The organism is Candidatus Omnitrophota bacterium, from assembly GCA_030695905.1.
Classification (GTDB): Bacteria; Omnitrophota; Gorgyraeia; order 2-01-FULL-45-10; family 2-01-FULL-45-10; genus CAZHPY01.
In genome coordinates this window covers 107,763-126,198 of record JAUYOL010000036.1, presented here as the reverse complement: position 1 = coordinate 126,198, position 18,436 = coordinate 107,763, and the positions used below count along the sequence as shown (strand labels likewise).

Here is an 18,436-nt window from a genome sequence, read left to right as displayed (position 1 = left end):
TTGACTATTTAGCTGATAAAGGATATAATCTCCAAAATGCATAATATAGAAGATATATTCGATAGATTACGAATACCAATAATGCTGGCCGTCGATCTGGTGTTAGTGAATTTGTCGATGTTCTTAGCCTTTGCGATCAGATTTGACTGGCGACTCACCGCCATTATTGTATCTCCATGCCTGTATTTTATGATGTGGGCAACCATTCTCAGGATTATTCTACTTGCTATCTTTGGGATGTATCAATGGTCATTTCGCTATGCGAGCATAAGCGAAGCAATAAATATATTAAAATCTGTGACGATGGGCAGCTTATCGCTTATTGCGGTAGCATTTTTTACGCAACGCATAGAGATGAGCCGGTCAGTACTATTGATCGATTATCTGATATGCCTCTTTTTCATTGGTAGCTCAAGATTTTCTCCTAGAGTTTTGATTAAATTCAGGCAACTTAAATCCCATAATCTCAAAAGAGTTCTTATAATAGGAGCCGGCGCATCAGGTGAAATGGTTGTTCGTGAGATGATTAATGCAAAAAAAAGAATATATCAGCCGGTAGGTTTTATCGACGACAACCCAAGTAAGCTAAATTCTCGCATACACGGCGTAAAAGTCTTAGGTAAGATCGATGATATAAAAGATACCATCAAAAACCACAATATATCAGAAGTGATCATTTCCATGCCTTCCGCTAGCGGTAGAACAATAAGAGATATCGTCTCAAGATGCGAAAAGACAGAAGTGAAGATCAAGACCATGCCGGAAATTCATAAGATATTAACCGGAGAGGTAACGATAAAACATATAAGAGATGTAAGACCTGAAGATCTCTTGGGCAGGGAAACTGTCAATATAAATACACAGGATATAAGCTTTCTATTAAAGAACAAAGTTGTTTTAATAACAGGCGCTGCCGGCACTATAGGGTCAGAATTGTCGCGGCAAATAGCAAAGTTTAATCCCGGCCGATTAATATTATATGATTTAAACGAGAACGATTTATATTTTTTAGAGATGGAGCTTAAGGCAAATTATCCCCATATGTCATTTAAAACTATTATCGGTGACATAAAAGACATAGGGCTATTGAAGAGCGTATTTTCTAAATATAGGCCTAATATAGTTTTTCATTCCGCTGCGCATAAACATGTGCCGCTCATGGAAGGGAATCCCATCGCGGCCATAAAAAACAATATCATTGGAACAAGAAATCTTGTTTATGCATCAGAGCATTACGGAGTGGAGAAGTTTGTAATGATATCTACGGATAAGGCGGTAAATCCTACAAGCACCATGGGGGCCTCAAAACGGATAGCCGAGATGATGATACAGTCAAAGGCCAAGACCGCGAGGACAAAGTTCATGGCTGTAAGGTTCGGTAATGTAATCGGCTCCAGCGGCAGCGTGGTACCTATATTCAAGCAGCAGATAGCGGCCGGGAAACCGCTTACAGTAACGCATCCCGATGTTAAAAGATTTTTTATGACGGCAAGTGAAGCCGCTCAGCTTGTTATGCAGGCAGGCGCTATCGGTAAGGGCGGCGAAGTGCTCATCCTTGACATGGGCGAACAGATAAAAATAGCGGATCTTGCAAGAAATCTTATAACGTTGTCCGGGCTGGAGCCAGACAAGGATATAGAGATTAAATTTATCGGTTTAAGGCCCGGAGAAAAGATGATGGAGGAAATGCTTTTGGACATTGAGCATAACAAGGCTACAAAACACGATAAGATTTATATTGCGCAACCAAATAATTTCGACGCTCTTCAATTGCGCAAAGACATGAAGACACTGGAAAGACTGGCTAATTTAATGGACGAAGAAAAGGTCTTAGCCAAAATAAAAGAGATGGTGCCTACTTACAAGCCGAACGGAAAATATAATGGCGATAGTTAGAGAATGGGTTAGCTGGCTGACAGTGTTAGCTTTATCGGTAATGATATTTACTCTGCCATTTTCAAAATCAGCGGTAGAGATATGCATTGCGGTTGCTTTTGCATTATGGATTTTAAATAGGGCGCTATCTTATGATTCGCGGAGTTCGTTGATACGAATATTTAAACCGGTTGATACAAAATTAAATCTCCCGGTATATTTATTTATAATAGCAGCATTTCTATCGGTGCTTCTTAGCACCTCTATTTCTTTAAGCCTAAGAGGATTTTTCTCTAAGCTACTCAAGGGAGTGGTGTTGTATTTTATAGTAGCAGAGATTATAAACGATAGAAAAAAGCTGAATGCAGTGATGGTTACCATGGTCTTGTCTATGCTGCTTATAGGCGCAGACGGCATTTTTCAATATGTGACAACAGTGGGGGATTTTTTAAGAAAATATCCGCAAGCCGGCAGGATTACAGCCTCCTTTTCCAGTGCCAACGGTTTTGGTGCGTGGCTCATAGTAATGTTGCCGTTATTGTACGGCATCTTTTATGCGCTGATAATCAATAAACCGAAGAAAGCCATACCTGTTATATTGTGGTTTTTAGCCGGTGTATTGATAATATGCCTATCGAGCGCATTAATGGCGTGTCTTGTACTGACGCGGTCAAGGGGTGCCTGGACGGGGCTTGCTTTTGCAGCGATATTTTTCATGATAGTTAACATGGTGGTTAAAAAAAATAGAATATTTTTAATCAGCATAGTTTTTATATTGCTGGCATCGCTTATCGCTATCCCGTTTTTTATACATATGACTATCGAAGGACAGGACCCTGTATTTGCTATAAAGCAGAGTCTCGTCCTGATAATGCAAAATATGGACATTGTCAGGACCAATCTATGGCGGGAGGCACTATTGATCATCAGGGACTTTCCCGTTTTTGGTTGCGGGTTAAACGCATATTCTATCGTAGCGCCTCGTTATAAAAGCGGCCTATTAGAGGCTGGGATCTATCCCCACAATTCCTATCTTCAAATGGCGGCTGAGACAGGGATCGTTGGATTACTTTCTTTCATTTTTGTCATAGTAAGTTTGTTCAAGGCCTCTATTACAAATGTGAGAAAAATTAAAGATACATTTTACGGCTGCATCCTGGCAGGGTTATTAACGGGATTATTCGCATTTTTAGTGCATAGCTTTTTCGATGTTAATTTTTACGCCTTACAATTAGCGAATTTAATGTGGTTTATGATGGGTTTGATCATAGCGGTTCAAAAGACAGCCCTTAAGGAGGAAGGTGCGTAGGTTAGGCTGTTTAAAAGATCCCCGCGATTTGCGTGATATTCCGATGGGCTTGGTCCTGCCGCCGATTCCACTGCCGCCCAACATCGATTATACTGAAAACATGACACCTGTTAGAAGTCAAGGGGACGAAGGCACTTGCGTGGCGTTCGCGAGTGTGGTCGGCATGAAAGAATATCAGGATACAAAAGAATACAAGAATTTAATTTCGCTTTCACCTAGATATCTTTACCAGCTATGCAAAAAATATGATGGCAGCCCTGAAGAGGATGGTACGTATCCGAGGGTGGCCATGAAAATATTATTGAATTACGGCACGCCGCCTGAAAATTACTGGCCGTACCGGCCGCATCAGTCAGATAAGCCGAAAACAGGCTCTGGTAAGGCAGCGGTAAAATATAAGATAATGGCCTATGCCCGCTTAAAGACCATGCCGGATATGAAAAGAAGCCTTGTGATCAATGGCCCATTTTTGGCAGGGGTCGACGTCTATGAATCGTGGTTTACAAAAAAGGCCGCCAAAACAGGGCTGATTCCTATGCCAAAGAAAAAAGAGATATATCAGGGTGGTCATGCCATATGCGTTATCGGATATGATGATCCAAAGAAGCTGTTTAAATTCAAGAATTCATGGGGCGACAGGTGGGGAGATGGCGGTTATGGATATTTTAACTACGATTATATGAAACAATATTGCGTTGATGCCTGGAGCGCCACGGATCTGATAGAAAACCCAAAGGCGCTGGTTAAAAGAAGAGAAGATGTTCTTGTCAGATATACTTAAAAGCAAAACAACCAAACGGAGAATTATTCCATGGTGAAGGAAACCGGAAAAAGTATTTTAGTTACAGGCGGCGCAGGTTACATCGGATCAGCTTTGATTCCAGAGCTGCTAAAGTCAGGATATAAGATTACGGTGTTGGATAATTTCATGTATGGCCAAAACTCGCTACTGGATTGCTGTACTTATAAAGGCTTTGATGTCGTAAGAGGGGACGCCAGAGACGAAGCCGTGTTAAAACCGCTTCTTAAAGATGCCGATTATATTATTCCGCTTGCAGCTTTGGTCGGCGCACCGTTATGTAACAGGGATAAGACCGGAGCCGTGACAATAAACAGAGATGCCATAGGCCTGATCGCAAAACTTGCATCCAAAGAGCAAAGAATAATCATGCCTACTACGAACAGCGGCTACGGCATCGGCCAGAAGGATATACATTGTACGGAAAAAAGCCCGTTAAACCCGCTTACCCTGTATGGCAGGGTGAAGATGGAGGCTGAAAAGATAATCCTTGATAGGGGAAATTCAATAAGTTTTCGCCTCGCTACTGTTTTTGGCGTATCGCCAAGGATGAGGATCGACTTACTGGTAAATGATTTTACCTACAGAGCGGTAAATGACAGGTTTGTAGTTGTATTTGAGGGCCATTTTAGGAGAAACTACATTCATGTGCGCGATGTGGCGCGCGTTTTTATGCATGCAATGGAAAAGTTTTCTGAAATGAAGAATGAGGCTTATAATGTCGGCCTGTCCGATGCGAATCTTTCAAAGTTAGAACTATGCGCAAAGATAAAAGAACATATCCCTGATTTTGTATATATGGAATCTCAGGTCGGGCAGGATCCCGATAAGCGGGATTATATCGTATCAAATGAGAAAATAGAAAAGGCAGGTTTTAAACCGGTCCATTCCCTCGATATGGGAATAAGAGAGCTGATAAAGGGGTATAAAATTATCTCCAACAACATATATGGCAATGTCAGATAAATATAGTAAATTGAAATTTTTGAAAGAAAAATCCGAATGGGTCAGGAAAGAAACGCTGAAGATCCATAAGGTTGCCCAGGAGACAAGGCTTGCTTCTTCGCTTTCAGCAGTTGAAATATTCGCCGTGCTGTATTATGGCAAGGTAATAAGTTTTGATCCCAAGAATGTTTCGTGGGAAGGCAGGGACAGGTTTATAATCAGCAAGGGCCATGGCGCGGTTTCTTTTTATCCCGTACTGGCGGATTTAGGATTTTTTCCTAAGGAATACCTGAATAATGTCTGTAAGGCCGGATGCATTTTAGGAGGCATACCGGATGCTATCATACCCGGATTTGAAACTGTCAATGGTTCTCTTGGCCATGGTTTAGGCGTCGGCTGCGGCATGGCCCTGGGCCTGAAAAGAAAGAAACGTAAAGAGAAAGTATTTGTGTTGGTCGGAGATGGAGAACTCTATGAAGGTTCGATATGGGAAGCGGTAATGTTCGCATCGGAGCATGAGCTGGATAATCTGGTACTTATCGTGGATGATAATAAAGTATGCATGCTGGATTATTGCAAAAATATAATTGACCTGGCTCCGCTGGAAAAGAAGTTCGAGGCCTTTGGCTGGATCGCTAAAAAAGTAAATGGCCATGATGTGGGGGAGCTTTGTAATGCTCTGCGGCATTTTAAAGAAACGGATAATAAGAGGCCAAAGGTTTTGATCGCTAATACCGTTAAGGGTAAGGGCGTGGCCAGGCTTGAAACAGATTCTTTAAGCCATATTAAAAATCTTTCGGCCGATGAGGTCGATACGTTGGTATCCGGGTTAGAATGAAAAAAGAAAATTTAAAGACAATGCGGGACGTTTTTATTGAAGAACTCTCTAGCCGCATGGAGAGTGACAAAAGCATATTTTTTGTTTGTGCTGATTTTGGCTCTCCAAAACTCGACAGGTTAAGAAGCTCTTTTAAAGACAGGTTTATCAATGTAGGCATTGCCGAGCAGGACCTTGTCAATATTTCAACAGGATTAGCGTTGGAGGGATTTACGGTATATGCCTATGCCATAGCGCCATTTCTGACAATGCGCCCCTATGAACAGATCAGGATCAATCTGTCGATGCAGTCGCAGCTTAAAGATGTAAATGTTAATCTGGTCGGGGTGGGGGCTGGCTTAAGTTACGATGTTTCGGGCCCGACGCACCATTGCCTCGAGGATATTTCTATAATGAGGGTATTGCCGAACATAGAAATATTCTCTCCAAGCGACTGGGTGCTAACTGAAAGATTTGTGGACTATTCGATAAAGGTGAAAAAGCCAAAGTATCTCAGGTTTGACGGTAAACCGCTTCCTTCAATTTATAAAAAGGCCGATATCGAAAGCGGATTCAGTGAATTAAAAAAGAGTACAGATTTATGTCTTGTTTCTACGGGATATATGACCCATAAAGCATTGCGGGTAGTAGAAAAATTGAGCCAGGAAGACATAGATATCGGGCTCATAGATATTTTCATGCTGAAACCTTTAAATGAAGGCCCGCTCTTTAATGCGTTAAAAAATTATAGATATGTTTTAACTCTTGAGGAAGGGTTTATTAACAAGGCCGGGCTTGACAGCATTATTTTGCACTTATTAAATAAAAACAATTCTCCGATAAGGTTAAAAAATATCGGCTTTAACGATTCCTATGTTTTTGATATCGGAAGCAGGGATTACCTGCACGAACTGAACAAGCTGGGTGAAAATAGTATCGCAAAAGATGTTAAAGCGTTATTGGGACAACACTAATGCCTGATAGAATTGATATTGTATTGATAAATCCAGGCGATAGGAAACAGGTCTATCAGGATATGGGGCAGGACTATTCCGCGATCGAGCCTCCGTTTTGGGCCGCTGTAATAGCCGCCTATTTAAGGAACAATAAGCACACGATCGCGATAATTGATGCTAATGCCGAGAATATTACCCCAGAAGAAACGGCGGCAAGAGTCAAAAAGCTAAATCCTTTATTAGCTGCCGTAATTGTATATGGCTCGCAGCCATCAGCGTCTACTCAGAACATGACCATTGCCGGCAGGATCTGTAAGGCGATAAAGGACAATACAGCTGTCAAAGTGGCTATCGGCGGGCTTCATCCGACCGCATTGCCCAAGCAGACATTGGAAGAAGAGAGCGTAGATTTTGCTATTGAAGGGGAAGGGCCGCTTACATTAGAGATCCTGATAGGTGTTTTGAAATCAGGAAAAAATGAGTTTTCGCATGTTCCCGGCCTATGGTTTTCTGAAGGGGGCATGATAAGAAATAATCAGAGAGCGGCGCTGATCAAGAATCTGGATATCGGAATTCCGATCGCGGCATGGGATCTGCTCCCGATGAATCTTTACCGAGCGCATAATTGGCATTGTTTTGACGATATCGGACGCCGGGCGCCGTACGCGGCTATATATACCAGTCTTGGCTGTCCGTATGATTGTATCTTTTGTTGTATAAACGCGCTTTTCGGGAAGCCCGGCATACGATACAGAAGCCCGCATATGGTTGTTGATGAGATAGGTATTTTGGTACAAGAATACAGCGTCAGGAATATCAAGATTGTTGATGAATTATTTGTGCTGGATGAACGCCATTATATGAAGATCGTAGACTTGCTTTTAGAAAGACGCTACGATTTAAATATTTGGGCATACGCGCGCGTTGATACGGTGAAACCCGAAAATTTAGAAAAAATGAAAAAAGCGGGGATAAACTGGATTGCCCTTGGCATTGAGTCTGCAAACGCTGATATAAGGGACAGTTCCTCTAAGAAGATGAGGGTGAAGGATGTGAAAAATGTTGTCCGGATTATTCAGGATGAAGGCATCAGGGTTATCGGGAACTATATCTTTGGTTTGCCTGATGACACCATGGAGACGATGCAGGAAACGCTCGATATGGCAATGGATCTTAGTTGTGAATTTGCCAATTTTTATTGCGCCATGGCATATCCGGGCTCTAAGTTGTACGGCATTGCAAAGAAAGAGGAATGGGAACTTCCCGAAGAATGGCATGGTTTTTCACAACATTCATATGAGACGTTACCCTTACCTACCAAACATGTCAGCGCTAAAGAAGTTTTAAAATTTAGAGATGATGCGTTCCATAGATATTTTAGTAATCCGGCTTATTTAAGTATGCTTGAGAAAAAATTTGGGCCAGCAGTAAGGACTAATGTAGAGAAAATGTCAGAAACAAGATTGGGGAGAAAGGTACTGAAATGATAATAAGCAAAACTCCTTTTAGGATTTCTTTTTTTGGCGGCGGCACAGATTATCCCGCCTGGTTTGAAAAATGCGGAGGCGCCGTGCTATCCACTACCATAGATAAATATTGCTATATAAACATACGTTACCTGCCTCCGTTTTTTGAACATAAACACAGGATCGTTTATTCTATAGTAGAGAACATAAAATCATCCGCAGACATTAAGCATCCGGTAGTCAGGGCGTTGTTGGAATATTTTAAAATTGATAAAGGGGTAGAGGTGCATCATGACGGGGATCTGCCTGCCAGGTCGGGATTGGGGTCAAGCTCATCCTTTACGGTAGGTATGCTTAATTCTCTTTATGCCTTGAAAGGCAAAATAGTCTCTAAGGAGCAATTGGCAAAGGAAGCGATCCACATAGAAAGGGTCGTGCTCAAGGAAAATGTAGGTTCGCAGGATCAGATCGCCGTTGCGCACGGGGGGTTCAATAAGATAATTTTTCACAATGACCATAATTTCAGAGTAGAGGCGATGACTTTACCTAAAGAAAAAATCGGTCATTTGCAAGACCATCTTATGTTGATATTCACTGGATTTTCGCGTTTTGCCTCAGAGATCGCCGCGGAGCAGATCAGAAATACCCCGGAGAAAGAAAAAGAGCTGAATAAGATGCGTCAGATGGTTGACCGCGCTGTTGATGTCCTGAACAGCAACCAGGACATCTCGGAGTTCGGAAAACTGCTTCATGAATCCTGGCAGATCAAGAAGCAATTTTCGAAAAGAATATCGAACCCCCAGATAGATAGCTTGTATGAAAAGGCCCAAAAGTCCGGTGCTGTCGGAGGAAAACTTTTGGGCGCGGGCGGCGGGGGTTTTATGCTTTTATTCGTGAAGCCGGAGAACCGGCAAAAGGTTTCAAAGGCCCTGGAAGATTTCCTGGAAGTAAAATTTAATTTTGAGAACGAGGGAAGCCAGATAATCTACTATAATCCACAGGAAATATGATCAAAGATATCGATGTTTTTATTCTTTGCGGCGGCTTGGGAAAGAGATTAAGGGCGATTTCTCGTAATAATCCCAAGCCCATGGTGGAGATAGGCGGCAAGCCGTTTCTTGACCTGATCCTGAATTATATGGCAGGTTTCGGATTCAGGCGTTTTATTCTAGGTACGGGGTACAAGGCGGGAGCTATAAAAGAACATTATACCCGTAACAAAAAAACCGGATTGAATATTTTATTTTCCCGAGAAAGAAGCCCTCTTGATACGGGAGGCGCGGTAAAGAATGCAAGAAAGAAAATAAGGAGCAGATATTTTTTTGTTTTGAACGGAGATTCGTATTGTAAGTTCAACCCCTTAGATTTCGTAAAATTTCATAATAAGAATAAGGCCGTTGTTTCGATATTATTAGGGCAGGTTTCCGATGGCAGGGAATACGGAATTGTTGAGCTGGATAGATCTTTATGTATAAAAAGTTTTAATGAAAAAAGGAGCAAGGCAAAAAAATGCCTGGTCAATGTCGGCGTCTATATATTTGACAGGCAGGTCTTTGATCTAATGCCGCAAAGAAAAAGATTTTCTTTAGAACGCGATTTTTTTCCGTCATTGACCGGAGGCAAGACTTTCGGGTATCCGAAATCAAGTTTTTTTATCGATATTGGAACCCCGGAAAGATATATAAAGGCGAAAAAGCATGAAGATTCCATTTGGAACGATAGACATTACGCAAAAATCTAAAGATCTTATTGGCAAAGCCCTTAACTCAAAAAGGGTTTCCAGCGGCAAATATGTCCGTGAGTTTGAGAAAAAATTTGCCAAGCTTGTAAACGCGAAGGAAGCGGTTGCTGTCAGCAGCGGGACCGACGCCGATGTATTGGCATTGGCGGTGCTTTATGATTTTGGCGCGAAGCGCGGTGATGAAATAATCATCCCTGCCCTATCCTTCGTTGCTACAGGTAATGCTGTTTTACATGCCGGATTTAAGCCGGTATTTGTGGATATCGAGAGAGCTACATTAAATATAGATGCGAATCTTATAGAAAAAACTATCACTAAAAAAACACGCGCTATCATGCCGGTACACCTTATGGGCAAACCGGCTGAAATGGATATTATTAATAAAATAGCCAAAAGGAACAATCTGTATGTAATAGAAGATGCCGCTGAGGCGCATGGAGCGGCCTATAAAGGTAAGAAAGTAGGAGAATGGGGGGATATGGCCGCGTATAGCCTTTACCTCGCGCATATTATCACTACCATAGAGGGCGGCATTGTTACTGCCAATAAAGAGAAATTTGCTGATATATTAAGGTCGCTCCGTTGCCATGGCCGCGCCTGTAAATGTAATATATGTATAGTCAACACGGCTTCCGATTATTGTAAAAAGAGGTTTCAATACGGCAAGGACATAAGGTTTATCTTTGAAAGGGTAGGATATTCTTCCAAGATGAATGAATTAGAGGCCGCCGTTGGCTTGGGCAGTCTGGAAATATACGATAAGATCATAGATAAAAGAAGGCATAATCTTTTGACGATGATAAAACGCCTCAAGAAATTTGATGATTATTTGACTACGATACAGGAAGACAAAGACGAGAAGATCGGGCCCCATGCTTTCCCCATCATTGTTAAGGAGGGCTCGCCTTTTAGCCGGGACAGATTTGTGGATTATCTGGAGAAAAATGGCATTGATACGCGGGATCTCTTTTCTTCAATGCCCACCCAATGCCCCGGGTTTGCTTATCTGGGCTATAAATTAGGAGATTTTCCCAACGCAGAGTTTATGGGTAATAACGGCCTGCATATAGGAGTTCATCAGGATCTAGGCGATGAGCATATCGATTATATCATGAATGTGATAGAAAAATTTATAACCGCTAACGCGAAATAAAATATGAATAAAAATTCCCGTATTTATGTTGCCGGCCACACCGGATTCATTGGTTCAGCATTGGTAAGAAAGTTAAAGGCGGACGGCTATAAGAACCTGATATTAAGGACCCATAAAGAACTGGACCTGACCGATTGCATCAAGATCGATAAATTATTTAAAGATTCACGTCCGGAATATGTCTTTCTTATGGCGGCTAAGGTTGGAGGAATATATGCAAACAATACCTATCCCGCTGACTTTATCTGTCAGAACATCGCTATTCAGACGAACGTAATACACTCAGCGTATAAATATGGAATAAAAAAACTGCTTTTTCCGGGTAGCGCATGCATATACCCTAAGCATTGCCCTCAGCCCATGAAGGAAAAGTACCTGCTCTCAGGCTCAATAGAGCCGACGAGTGAATCGTTTGCAGTTGCCAAGATAGCGGGTATAAAGATGTGCCAGTCTTATAATAGGCAGCATAAGACCGATTTTATTTGTGTTGTACCGGCAACTGTCTATGGCCCGGGCGACCACTTTGGGAGAGAAGGGCACGTAGTAGCAGGGCTGATAGAACGGGCCAATTTGGCAGCCATTGATCCCGGCCGTAATAAATTTACGGTATGGGGGACCGGCGCCCCTAAAAGAGAGTTTATGTTTATAGATGATGCCGCAGAAGGGTTTATTTTTCTCATGAATAAATATGACAAGAGCGAGCTTGTGCACATGGGGGTTGGGAAAGAAACCTCTGTCAGGGTGCTGGCGGAAAAGGTGAGGAACGTGATCGGATATAATGGTAAAATAATATTCCAGAAAGATAAACCTGACGGAACCCCTCGTAGATTGCTTGATTCTTCAAAGATATTTTCCCTCGGGTGGAGGCCCAAGGTCTCGCTTGACGATGGCCTGAGGCGTACATGCGAATGTTGCAGGGTAAAATATGTCTAATTATATTTTAGGAATATCGGCGTTTTATCGTGATGCGGCAGCGGCCCTTCTTAAAGACGGCCAGATCATAATGGCGGCACAGGAAGAGCGTTTTACGCGCAAAAAACACGATTCGAGTTTCCCTGAAAATGCCATACACTATTGCCTGCGCGAAGCCGGAATCAAAAAGAGCGATATCGATCTAGTGGTATTTCACGATGATGTTTATAAAGAAGTTGTAAAAAAAAACTAAATTTTGATGCAAAGATCATATTTTCCAGGCATCATCTTACTCATTCCGCAAGCGCCTTTTACCCATCACCATTTAAGGAAGCCGCCATACTTACAGTTGACGGGGCGGAAAACGGTATAGCGGCGACCCTTGGTAGCGGGGCGGGTAATTCTACAAAAATTCACTCCCTCACAAGGTTTCCCGATTCAATAGGTTTGTTGTATTCGGCATTTACATATTATTGCGGGTTTATTCCAAACTCTGATGAATATAAATTGATGGGGTTGGCCCCGTATGGCGATCCGGTTTATACCGATATTATTTTAGAAAAAGTGATCGAACTAAAAGAAAATGGCACATTTAAATTAAACCCGTCATATTTTAATTATCGTTCCGGACATAAAATAACCGGTAAGAATTTTAATGATCTTTTCGGCGGGCCTCCTAGAGGAAAAGAAGAGGAAATAAAAAAAAGGCACAGGGATTTGGCCTGTTCGGTGCAAGCGGTCGCAGAAATGGCCTTGATGAACATGGTAAGGCGCCTTCACAGAAAAGCCGGTTTGGAAAGCTTGTGTATGGCGGGAGAAGTCGCGCTTAATTGCGTGGCAAACGGAAAAATATTACGGGAGGGACCATTTAAGAAAGTCTGGATTCAGCCTTCTTCTTCAGATGCGGGCTGCGCATTAGGGGCGGCATTTATAGGTTGGCATGAATACATGGGCAAGCCCCGAAAAGTTAGCAGAAATAGGGATCGGCAGAAAGCGAGTCTTCTGGGCCCATTGTTCTCTGATGAAGAAATAGAAGGCTATTTAAAAGAAAATAATATAAAATATAAGAAACTGGAAAGAAAGACTTTGCTTAAAATAGTTTCCGGTTTTCTGGCCGATCAAAGAATAATCGGTTGGTTTCAGGGTAGAATGGAATTTGGGCCGCGCTCTCTGGGAAACCGCAGTATTCTGGCGGACCCGCGCTCAAAATATATGCGCGGCATGATTAATTCAAAGGTAAAATTTAGAGAAGCGTTCAGGCCATTCGCTCCCAGCGTACTTTTAGAAAAATCGCAAGCTTATTTTGACCTCAAATGCGAAAGCCCCTACATGCTTTTTGTGTCGGCGGTTAAAAAATCCGGTTTTCCGGCCATAACACATGTTGACGGCTCAGCGAGGGTACAGACGGTCAAGCGCGAAGACAACCCTCTTTTTTACGATTTAATAAGGCAGTTTTATAAAGACCATGGATGCCCTATGATTATCAATACATCTTTTAACAGGATGGGCGAGCCGATCGTTTGTACACCCGAAGACGCTTACAGATGTTTTATACAAACTGAAATCGATTATTTGGTTATGGGCTCATTTATTATTGGGAAGGCTTAGTATGAAAACAACAGAAAAAATATCTGTAGCGATTTTGCTATTATTTTTTTTAATGAGCGGATTGTATTATGCCGCTACTAATTCCATAACATCCGACGAAAAAACGCATATCACGGTCGGTTATATAAATCTTAAGTTTCATGACTATAGATTCAACATAGAACATCCGCCTTTCGTAAAACAACTGGCGGCACTTCCTCTTTTGTTTGTAAAATTAAATTTTCCTTTTGAAATTTACCGCACTTCAGTCCCGGACGATATTGTCAAGATCCAGAACGATTTTCTTTACAACCGCGGCAATGACCTGGAGCTACTACTTTTACTTTCTCGAGCGGTGGATATTATTATTGCCGCACTCTTGGGATTATTCATATACCTGTACTCTAAAAGGCTCAACGGCGCATTTGCGGGCTTTATTTCTTTATCGCTATTTGTATTATCCCCCTTATTTTTAGGCCATTCTTCATTGGTTACCATGGATACCACAATAAGCTGTTTCTATTTTGCAGCCATTTATTATCTGATGAGATATTTCGAAACAGAGAAGACAGGGGTTCTTATTGCCGTGGCCGCCTTCACGGGCCTAAGTTTTATTTCAAAATTCAGCGGACTGCTTTTAATGCCGGTATCGCATTTTCTTATTTTTCTGAGGGGGTTTTACCCGGTTCACGCACCTAAGAAAGCGACTTTAAAAAAATGGATGACACATGCGGCCCTATTTCTGCCTTTTTTGATATTCGCCGTTTCTTATAAAAAATCCTTTAGATTGATAATGCCGGCCTTGGCTGTATACGCGATCTCTTACCTTTTTTATAACAAAAAGACGATTTTCTCAAAAATAAACTTTGTGGGCAGGTCACTGCTCATTATCATGACGGCCGCATTCGTAATAGTTATACTCGATTATACCAAGTACTCCTGGTTTCCTTTTCACAGCGCAACCATGCCGTATTTCAAAGGTTTTGCCTATTTTGAGGGCCATGCGCAATATGGTCAGGATTCGTATCTATTAGGGGTTAATTCAAAGTCAGGGGGGTGGTGGTATTATTTCCCTCTTGCTATATTTTTTAAAGAGCCTTTTGTTACATTGTTATTCTTCTTGTTGGGGGCAATCGGGCTATGCATGAAAAAAGAAAAGATGTTAATGAAGGTGGTTCTTATAATGCCGGCATTTATTTATCTTTTTATCGCCATGTTTATAAACAAATTGAATATAGGTATTCGTCATATATTGCCGGTCTATCCGTTTTTATTTGTCATGGCCGGCTATAGCGTGTTCATAGTAAGAAACTCTAAGGTGATGAAGTATCCCTTATCTGCCTTGATAATAATACTATCAGCGGATGTCCTCAGTTCATACCCGGCGCATCTTTCATATTTTAATAGGATGGTCGGAGGTTTTAAGAACGGTTATAAGTACCTTGGCGATTCTAACATTGCCTGGGGCCAGGACTGGAAGAGGCTGAAAGAATATCTTGAAAAGAATAATATAAACAAGATAACGATAGATGCGGTATTTAGTTGCGATAAAGTATGTGATTACTATCGCATACCATATACGCTGATAACGAATGAAGAGGTACTGATCCCTAATAAAGGATTTTATGTCATTGAGACTACTGCTTTTCCGGCAAAAAGAATAAAATGGCTGGATAAAATAAAACCTGTTGAATGGGTGGGTGGGTCTCTGCTAATATATAATATTACAAAAGATGATATTGATTTTCTGAAAAGTTCGCACCAAAAATAAGGAATATCGCATGAAGGTCTGTCTTATACATCCGCCTCAACCCAATTCGCTTGATGACAGGCTGGATATCCCGCTTGGACAGTTGTACTTAGCCACTGTGCTGCGCAAGGCAGGGTATGAAACCAGGGTTCTCGATTTATCGTCCATACCGATGAAACGCTGGGCCGATCTAATTGGCTGGGCAGACGTATATGGCTTCACGATATACACTCCCTCATATTATATATGTAAAGAAATGTTAAAACTTGCCAAGCAGAATAATCCCGGAGCCATAAGTGTTGCGGGGGGAGCGCATCCTTCCGCTTTGCCTGAAGAAACCCTTAAAGATTTTGATTATGTAGTCATTGGCGAAGGGGAGTATGCCCTGCGCGATTTAGTAACGAACCTGGCTAGCGGCAAGCCGCCGGAATCCAGGATCATCAGGTGCCCGCTTATTTCAAATTTAGACGAATTACCATGTCCGGATCTTGGATTAATAGACATACACTCATATAACAGAAAGGTAGATGGCCAGCTAAGCCTAAGTTTTGTTACCAGCAGGGGTTGTCCCAATACATGTGCATTTTGCTGTAATTTCATGTTTGGTAAAAAGATCAGGTTCCGGCATCTCGATAATGTTATTAATGAGCTGTCATTGATAAAATCAAAATACGGTGTCAGGAATTTTATTTTTTATGACGATACGATGACCTTGGACAGGGTCAGGGTAAGAGAGATGTCCAAACGGTTTAAGCAGTTGGACATACGCTTTCGCGCGAACGGCACTGTAAGGGTGAATGACCCGGAGGTCTATGAAGACCTTTACGCGGCAGGCTGCAGGAACATTGCCTTTGGTGTAGAGACCGGTTCTCAGGAATTGCTGCGCAAGATGAAGAAGCATACAACGGTAGAGCAGATAAAAAAAGCGATTAAAAACGCCAAGGCGGCCGGGCTTATAGTTAAGGTTTTTCTTATAGTCGGTTTTCCAGGAGAGACATATCAGACGATACAGGATACCGCCGATCTTATGCTGGAGTGCCGCCCTCATCAATACACGCTTTTTAACTTTGTTCCTTTTCCGGGTTGTGATGTTTGGAACAATCCGCAGAACTATGGTATAATTTATTTTGAGAAGAACTATGAGCAGTACTTCAATATAGCGGGATACCAGGAGGGAGGGCTCACAGTTGAAACCGAGAATATGAAGAGGGCAGATGTCAAAAAAATGAGAGAAAAACTGCTCGAATCACTATGCCAGCTGGACTGGTCCGGCGACGTACAGAATTATCAGTACAAGTTACAACCCAAATACACCCCCCACGCTCCTCAATCCCCTCAAAATCCTTTAAAACAAAATAATCCGTAGAAATACACCCGCCTATAATGATATAATAGTAGGCTATAAAAGGAAGGTGGAAAGTATGAAGAGAGCCATTATAACAGGAATAACCGGCCAGGACGGTTCGTACATGGCAGAATTTTTATTAAAAAAAGGCTATGAGGTCCACGGACTGGTCAGGCGCGTTGCGCTGGAAGATCCCGAGCACAGGCTGTGGAGGGTAAGGCACCTTTTGGGCAAGATCAAGATACACGCGGCTTCGCTCGAAAGTTATGCAAGCCTATTTAACATAATAGAAAAAATACGGCCGCACGAATGCTATCATCTGGCCGCGCAGACGTTTGTGAGTTATTCTTTCGAAGACGAATTCTCCACTATAAATACCAATATAAACGGCACCCATTACGTGCTGTCGGCCATAAAGCAAAAAGCGCCTAAATGCAAATTCTACTTCGCCGCATCAAGCGAGATGTTCGGCAGCGTGAAGAAAACGCCGCAAAGCGAGTCTACGCCTTTTCATCCGCGTTCTCCGTATGGTATTTCCAAACTCGCCGGATTTGAACTGACCAGGAATTACCGCGAGGCCTATGGCCTGTTCGCCTGCAACGGTATATGTTTTAACCATGAAAGCCCTACCAGAGGTTTTGAGTTTGTTTCAAGAAAGATCTCTTATGCTGTAGCAGAGATAAAGCTGGGTTTATCTAAAAAACTGCCGTTGGGGAACCTTGAAGCCAAGAGGGACTGGGGCTTTGCGGGCGATTATGTAAAAGCCATGTGGCTCATGCTGCAGAACGATAAAGCCGATGATTATGTTATCGCGACAGGCGAAACGCATTCGGTCAGAGAATTTGCGGAACTTGCGTTCGATCATTTAAAGCTTGACTGGAGAAAATACGTGGTTATAGACAGGGAGCTATACAGGCCAGCCGAGGTGAATATCCTTGAGGGAGATTATAGTAAGGCAAGGAGAAAATTAGGGTGGAAGCCCGCGGTCAAATTTTCGGACCTGGTCAGGATGATGGTGGATGCGGATTTGAAGCGGTTAAAAAGTAAACGGGGAATAGTATAAGGCATGGTCTCCATAATATTGCCGACCTACAATGAAAGTGAAAACATAATAACTCTCATCAATGCGTTATTCGGCAGTATTAAGGGGCCTCTCGAAGTGGTTGTTGTAGATGATGATTCTCCTGATATGACATGGAAAATCGTCCAGGAGTGTAAGAGGCCCGGGGTAAAGGTTATACGACGCAACGAAAGAGGCCTGCCCTCCGCCATCGATAGGGGCCTAAAAGAATCCGAAGGAGATATAGTGGGCTGGATGGATGCCGATATGAGCATGCCGCCATCCGCGCTGCCGGAAATGCTGAAGAGTCTCGACCGGTTTGATATTGTAATAGGGTCACGGTATGTCCGCGGCGGTAAAGACGCCAGATCTCTTTTCAGGGTAATCACGAGCAGGATCATAAATTGGTTTGCCCAGGCCCTGCTGGGATTTGACATAAAAGATTACGATAGCGGCTTTATTGTTTTTAAAAAAAATGTATTGCAAAAAGTCCCGTTCCCGTCAAAAAAGGGTTATGGGGATTATTTTATAGAGTTTGTTTTTAAATGCAAGAAAGCCGGCTTTAGAATAAAGGAGATTCCTTATGTTTTCCAGGATAGAAAAAAAGGAACGTCTAAAACCACCGCCAGTCTTTCAGGATTTTTTTCGCTGGGATTCGGCTATTTAAAACGAATAGTCTGTATAAGATTCGCCGGGCCAAAATAATTCAAGGAGATCCTAA

15 protein-coding genes and 1 pseudogene are annotated in these 18,436 nt (G+C 42.3%); all 16 read left to right on the top strand.

All coding sequences use genetic code 11. The features are described from left to right. Positions 1 to 36: 36 nt before the first annotated feature. The 16 genes and pseudogenes from Q8R38_05970 to Q8R38_05895 all read left to right on the top strand — a co-directional run bounded on the left by Q8R38_05970 (position 37) and on the right by Q8R38_05895 (position 18,420). Positions 37 to 1,896 (top strand): nucleoside-diphosphate sugar epimerase/dehydratase, encoded by a 1,860-nt coding sequence (locus Q8R38_05970; protein MDP3791569.1) that lies wholly within the window; start codon positions 37 to 39, stop codon positions 1,894 to 1,896. After that, positions 1,883 to 3,184, top strand: coding sequence for an O-antigen ligase family protein (locus Q8R38_05965; protein MDP3791568.1), 1,302 nt, complete (start codon positions 1,883 to 1,885; stop codon positions 3,182 to 3,184). The genes Q8R38_05970 and Q8R38_05965 overlap by 14 nt, the downstream gene beginning before the upstream one ends. Continuing rightward, the gene (locus tag Q8R38_05960; GenBank protein MDP3791567.1) at positions 3,177 to 3,965 is read left to right on the top strand and encodes a C1 family peptidase; all 789 of its coding nucleotides are present in this window, start codon (positions 3,177 to 3,179) and stop codon (positions 3,963 to 3,965) included. The genes Q8R38_05965 and Q8R38_05960 overlap by 8 nt, the downstream gene beginning before the upstream one ends. Before the next feature lie 30 nt (positions 3,966 to 3,995). Then, positions 3,996 to 4,949 (top strand): NAD(P)-dependent oxidoreductase, encoded by a 954-nt coding sequence (locus tag Q8R38_05955; protein MDP3791566.1) that lies wholly within the window; start codon positions 3,996 to 3,998, stop codon positions 4,947 to 4,949. Continuing rightward, positions 4,939 to 5,766 (top strand): transketolase, encoded by an 828-nt coding sequence (locus Q8R38_05950; GenBank protein ID MDP3791565.1) that lies wholly within the window; start codon positions 4,939 to 4,941, stop codon positions 5,764 to 5,766. Before Q8R38_05955 ends, Q8R38_05950 begins: the two co-directional genes overlap by 11 nt. Next, the gene (locus tag Q8R38_05945) at positions 5,763 to 6,719 is read left to right on the top strand and encodes a transketolase C-terminal domain-containing protein (GenBank protein MDP3791564.1); all 957 of its coding nucleotides are present in this window, start codon (positions 5,763 to 5,765) and stop codon (positions 6,717 to 6,719) included. Before Q8R38_05950 ends, Q8R38_05945 begins: the two co-directional genes overlap by 4 nt. Continuing rightward, positions 6,719 to 8,188, top strand: a complete 1,470-nt coding sequence (locus Q8R38_05940) for a radical SAM protein (GenBank protein MDP3791563.1) — start codon at positions 6,719 to 6,721, stop codon at positions 8,186 to 8,188. The genes Q8R38_05945 and Q8R38_05940 overlap by 1 nt, the downstream gene beginning before the upstream one ends. Next, complete coding sequence (locus Q8R38_05935) at positions 8,185 to 9,177, top strand: kinase (GenBank protein MDP3791562.1); 993 nt, start codon at positions 8,185 to 8,187, stop codon at positions 9,175 to 9,177. The genes Q8R38_05940 and Q8R38_05935 overlap by 4 nt, the downstream gene beginning before the upstream one ends. After that, a complete protein-coding gene (locus Q8R38_05930; GenBank protein ID MDP3791561.1) occupies positions 9,174 to 9,908 on the top strand; it encodes a sugar phosphate nucleotidyltransferase in 735 nt (244 codons plus the stop codon). The genes Q8R38_05935 and Q8R38_05930 overlap by 4 nt, the downstream gene beginning before the upstream one ends. After that, positions 9,865 to 11,061 carry a DegT/DnrJ/EryC1/StrS family aminotransferase gene (locus Q8R38_05925; GenBank protein MDP3791560.1) on the top strand — a complete coding sequence of 399 codons (1,197 nt, stop codon included), beginning with the start codon at positions 9,865 to 9,867 and terminating at the stop codon, positions 11,059 to 11,061. Before Q8R38_05930 ends, Q8R38_05925 begins: the two co-directional genes overlap by 44 nt. 3 nt (positions 11,062 to 11,064) lie before the next feature. After that, positions 11,065 to 11,994: a GDP-L-fucose synthase gene (locus Q8R38_05920; GenBank protein MDP3791559.1), complete on the top strand. Its 930-nt coding sequence runs from the start codon at positions 11,065 to 11,067 to the stop codon at positions 11,992 to 11,994. Beyond that, positions 11,987 to 13,581, top strand: a pseudogene (locus tag Q8R38_05915) (carbamoyltransferase). The gene Q8R38_05920 and the pseudogene Q8R38_05915 overlap by 8 nt, the downstream one beginning before the upstream one ends. A 1-nt stretch (position 13,582) precedes the next feature. Continuing rightward, positions 13,583 to 15,331, top strand: a complete 1,749-nt coding sequence (locus tag Q8R38_05910; protein ID MDP3791558.1) for a glycosyltransferase family 39 protein — start codon at positions 13,583 to 13,585, stop codon at positions 15,329 to 15,331. 10 nt (positions 15,332 to 15,341) lie between these two features. Then, positions 15,342 to 16,676 (top strand): radical SAM protein, encoded by a 1,335-nt coding sequence (locus Q8R38_05905; GenBank protein MDP3791557.1) that lies wholly within the window; start codon positions 15,342 to 15,344, stop codon positions 16,674 to 16,676. 55 nt (positions 16,677 to 16,731) lie between these two features. Next, entirely contained in the window at positions 16,732 to 17,718 is a 987-nt protein-coding gene (locus Q8R38_05900) for a GDP-mannose 4,6-dehydratase (GenBank protein ID MDP3791556.1), read from the top strand. Positions 17,719 to 17,721: 3 nt separating this feature from the next. Next, positions 17,722 to 18,420 carry a glycosyltransferase gene (locus Q8R38_05895; GenBank protein MDP3791555.1) on the top strand — a complete coding sequence of 233 codons (699 nt, stop codon included), beginning with the start codon at positions 17,722 to 17,724 and terminating at the stop codon, positions 18,418 to 18,420. Positions 18,421 to 18,436: the final 16 nt, after the last annotated feature.